This is a genomic window from Streptomyces sp. NPDC026538, assembly GCF_055567535.1.
This window is the reverse complement of the sequence record NZ_JBVHQG010000006.1, coordinates 14,222-27,586: the sequence shown is the minus strand read 5'-3', so window position 1 is coordinate 27,586 and position 13,365 is coordinate 14,222. Positions and strand designations below refer to the sequence as shown.

General features: G+C 68.1%; 12 protein-coding genes and 4 pseudogenes. 6 read left to right on the top strand and 10 right to left on the bottom strand.

Going from position 1 to position 13,365, the window contains the following annotated elements:
• Positions 1-121 precede the first annotated feature (121 nt).
• Positions 122-685, bottom strand: coding sequence for an NADPH-dependent FMN reductase (locus tag ACZ4N4_RS23850; protein ID WP_453579742.1), 564 nt, complete (start codon positions 683-685; stop codon positions 122-124).
• Positions 686-825: 140 nt separating this feature from the next.
• On the opposite strand from ACZ4N4_RS23850, the gene ACZ4N4_RS23845 reads away from it, so the two are divergent.
• On the top strand, positions 826-1,368 hold the full coding sequence (locus ACZ4N4_RS23845; RefSeq protein WP_467591901.1) for a MarR family winged helix-turn-helix transcriptional regulator: 543 nt from the start codon (positions 826-828) through the stop codon (positions 1,366-1,368).
• Between the two features lie 391 nt (positions 1,369-1,759).
• On the opposite strand, the pseudogene ACZ4N4_RS23840 reads toward ACZ4N4_RS23845, so the two are convergent.
• Together ACZ4N4_RS23840 and ACZ4N4_RS23835 are read right to left on the bottom strand one after the other, a co-directional pair.
• Positions 1,760-2,706, bottom strand: a pseudogene (locus ACZ4N4_RS23840) (ornithine cyclodeaminase family protein).
• 417 nt (positions 2,707-3,123) lie between these two features.
• Complete coding sequence (locus tag ACZ4N4_RS23835) at positions 3,124-4,623, bottom strand: MFS transporter (RefSeq protein ID WP_467591899.1); 1,500 nt, start codon at positions 4,621-4,623, stop codon at positions 3,124-3,126.
• A gap of 658 nt (positions 4,624-5,281) precedes the next feature.
• Between ACZ4N4_RS23835 and ACZ4N4_RS23830 the strand changes: the two are divergent.
• From ACZ4N4_RS23830 to ACZ4N4_RS23820, 3 genes and pseudogenes are all read left to right on the top strand, one after another.
• Positions 5,282-5,432, top strand: a pseudogene (locus ACZ4N4_RS23830) (winged helix-turn-helix transcriptional regulator); the annotation flags it as partial.
• A gap of 109 nt (positions 5,433-5,541) precedes the next feature.
• A complete protein-coding gene (locus ACZ4N4_RS23825) occupies positions 5,542-6,633 on the top strand; it encodes an alkene reductase (protein ID WP_467591897.1) in 1,092 nt (363 codons plus the stop codon).
• A gap of 323 nt (positions 6,634-6,956) precedes the next feature.
• Positions 6,957-7,394 (top strand): nuclear transport factor 2 family protein, encoded by a 438-nt coding sequence (locus ACZ4N4_RS23820; RefSeq protein ID WP_467591895.1) that lies wholly within the window; start codon positions 6,957-6,959, stop codon positions 7,392-7,394.
• A 46-nt stretch (positions 7,395-7,440) separates the two neighbouring features.
• On the opposite strand, the pseudogene ACZ4N4_RS23815 reads toward ACZ4N4_RS23820, so the two are convergent.
• The 3 genes and pseudogenes from ACZ4N4_RS23815 to ACZ4N4_RS23805 form a co-directional block, all read right to left on the bottom strand.
• Positions 7,441-7,587 (bottom strand): annotated as a pseudogene (locus ACZ4N4_RS23815) (IS21-like element helper ATPase IstB); the annotation flags it as partial.
• 14 nt (positions 7,588-7,601) lie between these two features.
• Positions 7,602-8,225 carry a DJ-1/PfpI family protein gene (locus ACZ4N4_RS23810; RefSeq protein ID WP_467591893.1) on the bottom strand — a complete coding sequence of 208 codons (624 nt, stop codon included), beginning with the start codon at positions 8,223-8,225 and terminating at the stop codon, positions 7,602-7,604.
• 184 nt (positions 8,226-8,409) lie between these two features.
• Positions 8,410-8,851: pseudogene (locus ACZ4N4_RS23805) on the bottom strand (tyrosine-type recombinase/integrase); the annotation flags it as partial.
• Positions 8,852-8,903: 52 nt separating this feature from the next.
• Between ACZ4N4_RS23805 and ACZ4N4_RS23800 the strand changes: the two are divergent.
• On the top strand, positions 8,904-9,062 hold the full coding sequence (locus tag ACZ4N4_RS23800; RefSeq protein WP_467591891.1) for a hypothetical protein: 159 nt from the start codon (positions 8,904-8,906) through the stop codon (positions 9,060-9,062).
• 380 nt (positions 9,063-9,442) lie between these two features.
• Here ACZ4N4_RS23800 and ACZ4N4_RS23795 read toward each other — a convergent pair whose 3' ends face one another.
• On the bottom strand, positions 9,443-10,345 hold the full coding sequence (locus ACZ4N4_RS23795) for an alpha/beta hydrolase (RefSeq protein ID WP_467591889.1): 903 nt from the start codon (positions 10,343-10,345) through the stop codon (positions 9,443-9,445).
• A gap of 175 nt (positions 10,346-10,520) precedes the next feature.
• Here ACZ4N4_RS23795 and ACZ4N4_RS23790 point away from each other — a divergent pair, with 175 nt between their 5' ends.
• Entirely contained in the window at positions 10,521-11,345 is an 825-nt protein-coding gene (locus ACZ4N4_RS23790) for an enoyl-CoA hydratase/isomerase family protein (RefSeq protein ID WP_467591887.1), read from the top strand.
• Between the two features lie 16 nt (positions 11,346-11,361).
• Here ACZ4N4_RS23790 and ACZ4N4_RS23785 read toward each other — a convergent pair whose 3' ends face one another.
• From ACZ4N4_RS23785 to ACZ4N4_RS23775, 3 genes are all read right to left on the bottom strand, one after another.
• Positions 11,362-11,808 carry a winged helix-turn-helix transcriptional regulator gene (locus tag ACZ4N4_RS23785; RefSeq protein WP_453579758.1) on the bottom strand — a complete coding sequence of 149 codons (447 nt, stop codon included), beginning with the start codon at positions 11,806-11,808 and terminating at the stop codon, positions 11,362-11,364.
• Positions 11,809-12,588: 780 nt separating this feature from the next.
• Complete coding sequence (locus ACZ4N4_RS23780; protein ID WP_467591885.1) at positions 12,589-12,780, bottom strand: DUF6233 domain-containing protein; 192 nt, start codon at positions 12,778-12,780, stop codon at positions 12,589-12,591.
• 108 nt (positions 12,781-12,888) lie between these two features.
• Complete coding sequence (locus ACZ4N4_RS23775) at positions 12,889-13,242, bottom strand: hypothetical protein (RefSeq protein WP_467591883.1); 354 nt, start codon at positions 13,240-13,242, stop codon at positions 12,889-12,891.
• Positions 13,243-13,365: the final 123 nt, after the last annotated feature.

Here is a 13,365-nt window from a genome sequence, read left to right as displayed (position 1 = left end):
CGGGCCCCCGTTACGGGTTCAGCCTTGGAGTCGGCCGGACATACCTTGGGCGCGGCGTTCGCGTCCTCGCACGGTTACGGCAAGGGGAGTCCCCGCGCTCGCGTTCCGGCGGGTGGGGGTGTCAGGCTCGGACCGTCTTGAGGGCGCCGGCCCAGGATTCCAGCTGGTCGAACAGGGTGGTCGCGGCGGCGTCATGGTGCTCGGCCGGCTTGAAGACGGAGAAGTTCTCGAAGTCGGTGACCAGCGAGAAGGACAGCTGCTGACGCACGTGAGCCAGCTGCAACTCACTGGCCACACCCCGCAGGTGCTCGATGGCCCGAGCCCCGCCGAGGGAACCGTAGGAGACGAAGGCGGCGGCCTTGTTGTTCCACTCGCCGTACAGGTAGTCGATCGCGTTCTTGAGGACACCCGACGTGGAGTGGTTGTACTCGGGGGTCACGAAGATGTACCCGTCGAACTCGGCGATCCTGGCCGCCCACGCCTTGGTGTGCTCGCCCTGGTACTGCCCCATGGCCGGCGGGAAGGCCTCGTCCAGGTGAGGCAGCTGGTAGTCGGCAAGGTCGACCAGTTCGTAGTCGACACCGGCGCGGGCGCCGGAGCGGTCCACCACCCAGTCCGCGACAGCCTTGCCGTTACGGCCGGGCCGGGTGCTGCCGAGGATGACGGCGATTTTCAGGTGACTCATGGGGTCTTCTCCTTGATGGGCCGCCGAGGCGAGGCCGGCCCCTTCATATGAACTTTCATGTCTAACTCTAAGGCGACCATCCATGAAATTTCAAGTCCGGACTCTGACGTGTGAGCGTTCATGCCGGATAGACTCCGGGCATGCCTGAACAGCCTCGTCCGACGAACGATCAGCCCCGCTGGCTGACACCGGCAGAACGAGAGACGTGGCAGCAGTTCGCGATGATGGCGCACAGATTGCCCGCCGCCCTGGGCGCGCAGCTCCAGCAGGACGCGCAGCTCAGTTACGTCGAGTACTACGTCCTTGCCGGGCTGTCCGACCAGCCGGGACGCCGTATGCGCATGAGCGACTTGGCCGTTCTCGCCAACTCCGAGCAGTCACGCCTCTCTCACATGATCAGCAGGCTCGAGCGCCGGGGTTTCGTCCGCCGTGAACCCGACCCTGCCAACGGCCGTTACACCCATGCGATCCTGACCGACGCCGGCCATGCCCACCTCACCGAAGCCGCCCCAAGGCACGTGGCCCAGGTGCGTGATCTCGTCTTCGACGTGCTCGACCCCGCCGAGCTGGACACCCTGCGCACCGCCGCCGAGAAGATCAGTGAAAGGATCGACCGCCAGGAGCAGCAGGCCGCCCGCAAGGACACCGCCTCTCAGCCCTCACGCCGGGGTGCCGCGCCGTGATGGCCTTGGTGGCAGACACGGACCAGGAACGCCGAGGAACACTCGCTCCTGCCCCAGGCGAGATCGTTGAGATCGTCGCCGGAGGTCTTCGGCCGGACGAATCGGGTACAGACCTGTCCTGGCTCCGCTGAGCCGAGCACTCGGGGCCCGGAAGCCGGTCCCAGGGGCCGTGGGTGCGTGCGGCGTCCGGGCAGGTCCTCCGGGATCCCCGAGGCCCAGGCGAGCAACCACCGCCACTGCCACCGCGACGCCCCGCGGTCCGGACGGCGGTTGACCAGAGTCAGGACGATGAGCGTGGCGATCACCAGCAGGCCGACGGCGAACCGGATGGCATTGACGTAGCGCCTTGGCCACCGGGGTCGGTGGATCGGGCTCTCAGTCCCTGCGGGGGTCAGGAGAGCAGGTCGATTTTCGCTCCGATGTCCTGCTGTTCTGCCTGCTGGTAGGCCATCCATGCCAGCGCGAGGTCTTGCCAGGGGAGTCCGACGGGCGCGTAGACGGAGCGGGCCACCGCGTTGGTGCGTCCCGGATGGTCACCGCGCAGAATCTCCCCGAGTGTGGCCTCGGCAGCCGAGGTGGGAAGGCGGTGGCCGCCAAAGCGCCCGTGGCCGCGGAGAGTTCCCGGTCGTCGACGACCAGGAGGGCTGATTCGAGCAAGTCGGCGGCGAGTTCCTGTTTGCCGGGTTCATCAGCTCCCAGGCTCGTGAGGTGCTGCCCTGGCCGCGTGTCCGCCAGCGCGAGCAACGGTGAGCGTGACCAGGTGGCGAGCAGGACGATGTCGGCGGCTGCGGCGACCTCCTTGGCAGATGTCACGGGGCGGCCGTCGTGGCGTGAGGCGAAGGCGCTGGCGCGATCCGGATCCGAATCGTGAACCACGAGCTCGCGGAGGTGGCGCAGGGTGCTCAGGCCCCGCACCATGAGGTCGGCCTGCGCGCCCGCGCCGATCACTCCGAGAACCGAGCCCTCCTGGGAAGCGGGGCCGGCCAGGAGGTGGCTTGCGAGGGCCGCGGCCAGCCCGGCGCGCCATGCGGTGACGGTGGCGGAATCCATCAGCGCGAGAAGCTCCCCGTCGTGACCGCTGTGCAGGCAGATCACCCCGCGCAGAGCCGGCCGCGCCGCCGGGAACTTGGCGTTGGTCTTGACCGTGTGGGCCTCGATGCCAGGCAGCAAACCAGGGATCAACGCCGTGGCCGTTCCCGGAAACGGCAGATCAGTGCGTATGCGTTGGCCCGCTATCGGGGAAGCGGCGGCGGCGCGGAAGCCGTCGCGCAGCGCAGCGACGCAGGACACCGGCTCCAGCACGGCCTGCAGGTCACTTCGAGTCAGTAGGCGGGTCACCCGCTCATGAGCCCGTACCGCCACCCCGTCGTCGGCGGACCCGGTGTGGATGCTGTTCGGGTCTGTCCAAGGCACGGACCGGCGACAGGTGTGGGCGCGGGATCTCGATGCAGTGTTGACCGGAGAAGGCCCAGGTCGCGGGGACCAGTTCCACGCATCGTCCCCACGGCTCTGAGAGTGGCGCGCGTAATCCTCCTGGGCTCGGCGCTACTCGGCACCCATGACACGGTGATCGACCAACGCGACAAGTCCGACGCCACGCCGACTGCCGAGGAGTTCCTCGGCTGGACCCCGGCAGGGGCGAAGGCGGCCGCCCGAGATCAGGGGGAGCAGCAGGGGGTTTCCTGGGGCGGGGGCTCGGCAGGAACGGCTCCATTCCAAGCGCCCACTGCAGGTTCCTCAGTGCTGCCCGGAGCCTCAGTGGGCAACCACCGGCACCGTCACCTCGAGGCCCTCGCTGGCCGGGCGCCGCTTTACCAGAGTCAGGACGATGAGCGTGGCGATCACCAACAGGCCGACGGCAAACCAGATGGCATTGGCGTAGCCATGCACCACGCCCTGCAGGTGGACCAGTTGCCGCTGCGGCTCTGTCCCGGCGCCGGCGATGTGTCCCCTGATGTACGACGTCGTCGCGGACGCGGCGATCGTGTTCAGCAGGGCGGTGCCGATCGCGCCGCCCACCTGCTGCGAGGTGTTGATCATCGCAGAGGCGACACCGGCGTCCTGAGGCTCGACGCCCACGGTGGGCAGGGACATGGCGGGTGCGAACGTCGTACCCATGCCGAGACCGAGTAGTACCAGTGCTGGCAGGACGGTCGAGGCGTACGACGAGCCGACCTCCAGCCGAGCCAGCAGCAACATGCCGGCCGCGGCCACAAGGAAGCCGGGGCCCATCAGGAACCGGGCCGGGACGCGGGTCACCAGACGCGTGCCGATCTGGGTGGAACCGACCATCATGCCCGCGACCATCGGCAGGAAGGAGAACCCGCTCCTGACTGGCGAATAGCCCTTCACGACCTGCAGGTAGTAGGTCAGGAACAGGAAGCTGCCGAACATCGCTATGACCGCGATGCCGAGGGAGAGGTAGACCCCTCCGCGGTTGCGGTCGGTGACCACACGCAGGGGCAGCAGTGGGCTCTTGACCTTGGCCTCGGTGACGACGAAGGCAAGCAGGAGGACTGCCGACACGACGAACAACGAGATGGTCGTGGTGTCGCTCCAGCCGTCGGACTCGGCGCGGGTGAAGCCGTAGACCAGCGAGACCAGGCCCAGAGTGGACAGGACGACGCCGGGGATGTCGAGCGGGGAGCGGTTGCGGCCGACCGCGGGCTCACGGACGACGAGACAGGCACCGGTCGCCGCGACGATCGCGAACGGAACGTTGACGAAAAATGTCCAGCGCCAGTCCAGGTACTCGGTGAGCACGCCGCCGAGGATGAAGCCGACGGCACTGCCGCCACCGGCGATCGCGCCGTAGATACCGAACGCCTTGGCACGCTCCTTGGCGTCCGTGAACATCACGGCGAGCAGGGAGAGCGCGGCCGGCGCGAGCATGGCGCCGAAGGCACCCTGGAGGGCGCGGGCGCCGAACATCATCGCGCCGGTGGTCGCCGCGCCGCCGAGCGCGGACGCGGCGGCGAAGCCGGTCAGGCCTATGACGAAGGCCCGCTTACGGCCCCACAGGTCGGCGATCCGGCCGCCGAAGAGCAGCAGACCACCGAAGGCGAGGGCGTAGGCCGTGACGACCCACTGCCGGTTGCCGTCGGAGATGCCCAGGTCGGTCTGGGCGGAGGGCAGTGCGATGTTCACGATGGTGGTGTCGAGGACGACCATCAGTTGGGCGAGCGCGATGAAGACGAGCGCTCTCCAGCGATTGTCGTGTGCGTCACTGGGGGCCCTGAAAGCTGTGCGAGACACGGTGGTATCCACTTCGCGGATGGACGAGAGACTGGCTGAAGGTGGCTGAAGCGTGAGGGACGACCGGCTCGTCCGCATCGGCGGCGGACGGTCGCGGGTGACAAGCAGGTAAAGGTCGACGCTCACCGACTGGTGCAGGGCCAGCCCTTCATGTGAAATTTCATGAGACACTTTAAATGTTGACTCATGAATGATCAAGTGTGTGCTACGTGGCAGGTGTGGCCTATCGGTCGGGTCGCGTGCAGCACCCTGTGCGTCGCGTCTGGGCGCCTAGGTCATTCCGGTCGGCGGATCCGGTCACGTGAAGTGCTCCGCGCATGGTGTGCTCCTGTCGTGCCGAACATCGACAGCAGCGGACCGGGGTGCATGGCGGCCAGCAGTCGCCGAACCGGACGGCCGGTGTCCGTTGCTTCACGGCCTCCGGACCTCCCATGAACGACCCGCGGGCGGCGGACTGTCACCCGTGGGCTCCGTCATTGTTCGCGCCTCCAGTCCAGGCGGCCTAAAGGGGCATCTCGAGTCGGTAGTCGTCGACGGCTGCAGGCCAGGCGTGTGATGGTTTCATAATGAAACCGTTGCAAGGGCGTCGCGCATGCAGCGTGCGCCGCGAGGGCCATGCCTCTCCACGGCCAAGCCGTGTGGTTTAATAATGAAACCAATGATCGGAAGGAGGGCGCAGGTGCACAAGGCGGATCTCCGCAGGGCTTCCTGCCCCATCAACCGCTCAGTGAAATGACATCGGCGACTGGTGGTCGCTGCTCATCGTCCGTGACGCCTTGTCCGGCACGACCCTGTTCAGCGAGTTTCAGCCTCGAACTGCCCCGCACGGCATCGACTGAAGCAGACCTGCCTGCGGTTGCCAGCACATCCGCAAGAGCACCCGATCACAGCCGGTCGACGCCGGCAGGAAGGACACTCATGCCCAATTTGACCCACCGGCTCGCCCTGCCCGCCTTCACCACCCGCAACCGCGTGTTCATGGCGCCCCTGACCCGCATGCGCGCCGCCCAGCCCGGTGACGTCCCCACCGACCTCATGCGCGAGTACTACACGCAGCGCGCCGGGGCGGGCCTGATCGTCACCGAAGGCACGCAGATCAGCCCTGAGGGCAAGGGCTACCACGCCACTCCGGGCATCTACTCCGAGGAGCAGGTCGCCGGGTGGCGCCGCATCACCGACGCCGTCCACGAGGCGGGAGGCAGGATCGCCCTCCAGTTGTGGCACGTCGGCCGCATCGCCCACCCTGCCGTCCACGGTGGCGAGCCGGGAGTCTCTGCCAGCGCCCTGCCCTTCAAGGGCACCACGAGGATCCAGGGCCCCGACGGCAACCTCATCTCCGTTGACGCGCCGACCCCGCGTGCTCTGGCAACCGACGAACTGCCCCGCGTCGTCGACGACTACCGCCGTGCGACCCTCAATGCGCGTGCCGCCGGCTTCGACATGGTCGAGATCCACGGCGCCAACGGTTACCTCCTCCAGCAGTTCATGTCCACCAGCAGCAACCACCGTGAGGACCGGTACGGCGGCAGTCTCGACAACCGTGCCCGTTTCCCTCTGGAGGTCGTCGATGCCGTTGTGGACGCCTGGGATCCGGCCCACGTCGGCATGCGCATCTCCCCTATGATCAAGGCTGGCGGCCTCGACGACAGCGACGGCCTGGAGATGGGCCTGCACGTCGCCGGTGAACTCGACCGGCGCGAGCTGGGCTACCTCCACCTGTGCGAGCCCGACTGGGTCGGCGGCCCGGAACTTGACGACGATTTCCGCATCAAGCTCCGCGAGGCGTTCGACGGCGTCATCATCGCCGCCGGCAACTACACCCCAGACAAGAGCGCCCGCATCCTGCGCGCGGGCTGGGCCGACGCCATCGCATTCGGACGCCTCTTCATCGCCAACCCCGACCTGCCACGCCGCCTTGCCGACGGTTCCCCGTTCAACGAGCTGCGGCCCGAGGTCATCTCCGGCGGCGACGCCACCGGATACACCGACTACCCCTCCTTGAGCGGCTGACCGGCCATCGCGGGACCCGTGACCCGCGTGCCTTCCCCCTGCGGCGGCATCGCGAGCAGGGCCGTGGAGGCGGCTTGAACGCCGACGAGTAGTTCCCGCCTGCAACTTGATGAGTTATCGCCCAGCACGCGTTGCGACGGTTCAATTGGAGGCCGCGCGAGCTTAGGCGCCCGACAAGGGCCCGGGTTGACTGCCACAGCAACGGCGGAGCGGTACGGGAACAGCGTGGCAGGTGGCGCTTACGGCTCTCCGGTCGAGCGATCAGGCCACATTCCGCTGCGACGGAAGAAGTATCATGAACTTTCATGAGTGATATATCCGAGGTGATCGCCCGGCTGGAACGGGTCGAGACCGAGTTTGCCCTGCGCCGCGCGGCGCAACAGTACTGCGTCGCAGGCGACCTGCGCGATCTCGAGCTTTGGCGTGGTGTATGGACACCGGACGCCGTGTGGGAGCTCAGCCCCGAAATGGTGTTCACCGGTATCGAGGCGATCTGCGAAACCGTCGAACGGCAATGGCAGATGTTCCCGGCCATGTCGCACGGAACGGTCAATCTCGACGTCGACGTGGAGACGGCCACCGGCCGCAGCGACGTCATCGTCCACATCCAGCTCCAGGACACCACCTGGGTCACCGGCGGAGCCACCTACCTCGACGAGTACCGCCGCCACGAAGGCGCCTGGCGCATCGCGAGGCGGACGGTCACCCGGACCTTCAACATCGGGCCGATCCCCGACTGGGGGCCGCCGGGGGAACGCTAGCCGGTCACGGGCCTGTACGAAGGTCACCGCTGTTCGGGCATCGCCTCGCACAGGTCCGCCGGAACATGTGCGCCTTTACGAACGACTCGTCGGAGGCGATGGCGACGCCGTTCTCCTCCTCGCGCTCGGCTAGGACGTGGAACAGCGACTCGGCGCCGTACCGCTCCGGTTCCGCACCTCCGAGCTCGTCAATGCCGGCGCTTCAGATCAGATGAGTGCCGGCGCGGGAGCGGGCAGATAGGGGGTGATATTCCGCCACGCGCGCTCGATGTACGCCTCCTTCTCGCCGACCGGGGCGACATAGTGCAGCGCGCTGTCGACGGCGTCGTCGCCCTCCAGGCGGGCGATGATCCAGGCCGCGAGGTAGTGCGAGGAAAGGCATCCGCCGGCGGTGGCGATGTTGTCCTTGGCATAGAAGGGCTTGTTGAGCACCTCGACGCCGGCGGCCGCGACCCAGGGCTTGGTGGTCAGGTCGGTGCAGGCGGGGATGTCGTCGAGGAGGCCGAGCTTGGCCAGGACGAGTGCACCGGAGCACTGCGCGGCGATGAGTTGGCGCGCGGGGTCCAGGCCGCGCAGGATGCTCATGATCGCCTGATCTTCGACGACCTCCCGGGTAGCAATGCCACTGCCGACGATGACGGCGTCCGCGGCGCACGCCTCCTGAAGTGTGGACATCTGCTCGATGACCACTCCGTTCCTTGATGTCACCCGGGGGCTGGGGGTGGCGAGGGTGATGTGCCAGTCGTCGTTCTCCACTCGGTTGAGGACGTTGAGCGCGACCAGGGAGTCGAGTTCGTTGTAGCCCTCGAAGGTGAGGATGGCAATGTGCATGTCGGCTGTCCTTCCGGGCGAGTGACCCTGATGGTGACGACCTGCGAACAGCACAGTGAAAGAATTGTCATGGATACAATTCGGCGCAGGCAGCCCCGCGGTACAAAGCGCTGGTTGACGCGCTCGCATCCGACATCCGGACAGGGCAGGCTCGCCGCGGGCGGGCGGCTGCCGACACATCGCGGGCTCGCATCGCCTTGGCAGTTTCGAGATCGGCCTGCAGGTCGTTGACGTGCAGTTCGATCGCGGGTCAGGCAGGACGGGGCGGGCGATAGAAGCCGCAGCCGGCGCACTGGAAGCGGATTCGGGCATGCCTTGCCGCCGGCCTTGACGTTGCTGGGCTCGCGGCAGTTGCCGAACGGGACGGCGACCGACTGGGCCTCGTAGTCGGTGGTGCTGGTGAACGGTGCTGGGCGGCCGGAACGGTCGACGGTGTACTTCCGCATGGTGGTGATGGCTTCGCGTTTCCGCTTCAAAGACACCTGGTAGTACGACATCGTGGTGACGATCGATCGGCGGTCCATGAGCTCTTTGAGTACGTCAACCGGGATGCCGGCGTCGGCATGGCGCTGGGCATAGGCGTGCCGAAACGCGTAGGGGAAGATCAGCGAGCGGTCGAACGGCACGTCAGCAGGTCCCAGCGGCTCGCCGCTGATCACGCTCGCGTCCACGGTCCGGGTGCACACCGGTGAGGGCCGCGACCGTAAGGCGGAGGTCTTCCAGGACCGGCGTGCCGACGTGTGGAACAACGACCGGGACACCGCGACCCTGCGCAACGACCACGGCAAGGTCGTCGAGGCCCTGGCGTGGGGCCACCGCGGCGACCTCCGCCGCTGACCACCGGCCGGTTGGCGGCCCCCCGGACCGGCAACCCTTACGGCCGGTGGTACGTCTGTCCTCCGGTGTACCGTCGGCCGCCGCGTACCCTCCCCTTCTGGCCCCTCTTCTGCCGGGGGACGGGCCAGACACGTGCGTGGTGAGGCTGGCGTGCGGGGCGGTGGAGTCGTGGCAAGCGGCTGGGTTCCCGTCCCTGTCCCTGTAGTCAGGGATACCTGATTCCGTGGAGTTGCCGCACCGCTGAACGCCAGCGCTCTGCCGGTGCTCAGCGTGCCGACGACCGGTTCCAGGTCGGTGGTACCCGCGGGAGGTCCGTGGTGGGGTCCGGCTCAGGCTGGTGGGCATCTGCGTGCCGCCGCGGTATGGAGTCGGGCGGCGGCTCAGCGTCGGCGCAGGTGGCTGCCGAAGAAACGGATGGCGGCCGCGGTGCTGGTCTCGAAGCCGGCGAGGTACGGATCGAAGTGGCCTCCGGGTATGAGGACCAGTTCCTTCGGTTCGAGGGCGCGTTCGTAGGCCCGCAGGGCGAGGTCGGTGGGGGCGACCGTGTCGCCGGTGGCGACGAGCATCATCAGCGGGGTGGGTGCGATCTGGTCGATCCAGTGGCCCGGGTCGTAGGACCGGAAGCGCCGGTTGGACTGGACGGTGACCTTGTTCTCCCACAGCCCCTCCGGTGCGCTGTGCCCGAGATAGAACTCGATGGCGTCCGTCGCCCGGTAGGACGCGGTCGTGGATCCGTCGGCACTGACGAACGCCTGGGTCGCCGGGGGTTCGCCCTGGGCCTGGGCGCGCTCGTCGGCGGCGAAGGACTCCTCCAGTCGGCGGGTCAGATGCGGCGGTACGCGTCGGCGTCCCGTCTCGGAGCCGCTCACGGTGGGGACCTGTGAGTAGACGGCCTTGATCCTGCGGTCGGTGGCGGCCAGGAGGAGGGCATGTCCGCCGGAGTAGCTGGAGCCCCACAGTCCGATGCGGTCGGCGTCGACGCTCGGGAGCGTCTGGAGGTGCGAGACGACCCGTCGCCAGTCCTCGATCTGCTGGTAGGGGTCGATGTCGTGACGGGGCTCGCCGCCGCTGTCGCCGAAGCCGCGGTGGTCGTGGAGCGAGACCGCGAAACCGGCCTCCGCGAGCTTGTGGGCGATGGGCTCGATGTTGTGGTACTTCGTGCCGCCGAAACCGTGCGACATGGTGATGGTCGGGTGGGGTCCGGGGCCCTCCGGCAGGAACAGCCAAGCGTGCAGCACGGTGCCGTCGGGAAGCCGGATGTGTTCGTCGGTGCGGTTGACCATGGTGATTCTCCTCAAGGGGTTCGCCCGGTGTGCGGCGGCCATCTGGTTGCAACTTTAAACCGCTGCTGCCACGATAGAGCCGTCGGCTCGTGAATCGCAACGGACTTCGGACGACTTCAACCGGCATCATGTGGAATACACCGACATCAATCGAGATCAAGAAGAAGAGACCCGTATGCGTTCTTACGAAACGATCAGGACCGAACTGGCGAACGGTGTGCTGTGGGCGATGATCGACAACCCGCCGCTCAACCTGATCGACGAGCGGTTCGTCGCGGACCTGATAGCCCTGCTCGATGACTCGGAGGCCGACGGCGGCCCGCGGGTCGTAGTGTTCCGCAGTGCCGACCCGGACTTCTTCATTCCGCACGTCGACGTCAAGCGGATCCCGCAGTACACGGCCGTGGCGGCGACCTCAGGTGGCCCCGACGACGTCAGCCTCGGCGCGCTGTACCGCAGGCTCAGTGAGGCGCGCCCCGTCACCATCGCGGCCCTGGAGGGCCGGGCCCGCGGCGCGGGGGCCGAGTTCCTCTATGCGTGCGACATGCGGTTCGCGTCTCTGGAGCGTGCGGTGATCGGCCAGATCGAGGTGGGCAGCGGTCTCTTCCCCGGAGCCGGAGCCGTGCAGCAGCTGGTCCGGCTCGCCGGCCGCGGTCAGGCCATGCAGGTGATCCTGGGCTCCGAAGACCTGGACGGGCGCGAGGCCGAGCGGATCGGCGTGGTCAACAAGGCTCTGCCGGACGGGGAACTGATCCCCTACGTTCAGCGTCTCGCCGGGCGCATCGCGAGGTTCCCGGAAGCCGCCGTGCGGCTCGCGAAGCGCCGGATCAACGCGGCCGGCCTGGCGCCGAAGGAGGACGTCCAGGTGGACTCGGGCTTCTTCCAGATCCTGGCGCGCGACCCCTCGGGTGCCGCGCGTCTGGGGGCCCTCATGGAGCGCGGTATGCAGGAGCGCTCCCGCACGGAACTCGAGTTCGGCGCGGCGCTCGGCGAACTCTGAGCCGTCCGGTCGTGGATCAGTCGGTGGTGGTGCGGATCTCGACGTCGTCGGGGGCCAGGGCGCGACCGTCCTGGGCGTGCATCGAGAGGCGGGCCACCGGGAGGCCGTCGCGCTTGTCGACGAGGCTCAGCCGCTCCTCGTCCGCGTCGAACAGGTGCTCCTCGCCCCACTGCCGCAGTGCGACCAGCGGGACGCGCAGCGCCTTCCCCTTCTCGGTCAGCCGGTACTCCTTGTAGGCGCTCCCGTCGGCCGCCGGAGCGAGGGTCAACACGCCACGCTCGACCAACTTGGCCAGGCGGGTGCTCAGGATGTTCTTGGCGCAGCCGAGGCTGCGCTGGAACTCGCTGAAGCGGGTCGTGCCCGCGAGGGCGTCCCGGACGATGAGCAGCGACCACCAGTCGCCGATGTCGCTGAGCGAGCGGGCGATGGGGCACGATTCACCGCTGAGGTCGGTCTTGCGCATGTGCGTCCTCCTCTCGGAACTGAAGGTTTCACCATTAAACCATGTGGGCCCAAGCGCCCTTCCTCGGTGGGTTCCACGGGGTCGCTGGGCCTGATCGGCTTCTCGCACCGCGGGCACGTCTGCCAGCGGGCCGGGTGACCCTGGAACGGCGAAGTGATGGCTTGCTTCGGCCGGGGTGATGGAACCGCCGCCGGGTCGACACGGGACACCTCCACGGGGCCAGGCCCACGCTGCGGTCGACGAGCGTTCTTCTGCGCCTGCGCCTTGGCCTTCAGTTCGCCCGCAACCGCACGGTACGCCTCGGCACGGGCCTGGTGGCCGCCGCGGAGAGTGCACGCCATCCCGGGTGAAGCCTGGCACGCGGGGCACGACACCCGAAGAATCTGCGCAAGGGTGGGCGTCTGCAACTTCGGCCGTGACGGCTTCTTGGGTGACTTGTCCGGGCGGTCACGCCGAGACACGAGCGGCTGACGCGACACGGGCGGCTGGTTGCTCGCGCCGCCGGCGTCGGCGGCCTTCGCCTGCTTCAAACACGCCTCGTGGCAGACCTTTCCGGACCGGGACGTCGCCCGCGCAGCTGTACCGATGGGCTTCTTGCAGATGGCACAGCGGGACATGGAGCCCGCTGGCCGGGGGGCTGTCGCCCTAGTCACGGTCGGCAGCCTAGCGGCGCCTTCACGACCCGACGGGGACCGGTGGAGCAGCCGACATCGCTGTTCCACATGCGAGCGTGCGCCCAAGGGTTCAGCTCCCCTGACATCGGGCCGGTGCCGTGACCGGTCAGGCGACGTCGATGCCCAGCGCGGTGTCCGGCCGGCACGGCGGGCACGGCGTGAAGAACGCGCCGTCCTTTGCGAGCACCTGGCGCGCGACGTTCGGGGTGATCGGGTGTAGCTGCATGTGCGGCATGCAGGATGGCGTGTGGATCATCCCGCCGGTGGTGCGGCCGGCCTGCCGCTGCTCCTCGACCACGAGCCCGCCCGGCTGGACAGACCTGCCGCCCGTCGGCTGGCTTCGCTGGAGCTGATGCGGCGGCCGCTGGGGTGCTGACCTGTACGCCCAGGTGTTCCTCGACGACGATCAGCGCGACAGCGCTGTCTCCGGCACCTTCGACATCCTCTGGCTGCGCTGGAACGACGCGCTGGCCAGCTCCGACACCCGGCGCTTCGCCTGGGAAGTCCTGCGTGCCACCGTCATGTCGAGGACGCCGCACATCGATGGCCGGCCCGAGTTCGGCGCCGCGGCCTTCGACACCCTCGTCCTGCGGGTGCTGACCGACGACACCGCACGCGTGCACCAGATGGCAGAGAGCCTGGAGCTGTTCAAGGCGATGAGCAGGCTGCCGGACAACCAGCTGGACGTCATGGTGCTGCGGCGGCTGTGCGGATTCGCACTGGACAGCGCCTCCGCCCTCCTCGGCGTCCCGCTGGCCACCGTGGGATCGGACGAGCGTCACGCCGTCCACTGCAGGTGCTCGAGGAGTCGGACGTGCTGTTCGACCTTCATGTGCACCGCTTCACCCGCAAGCTGCGGCGTGCCTGGGCCAGAAGGCATTGC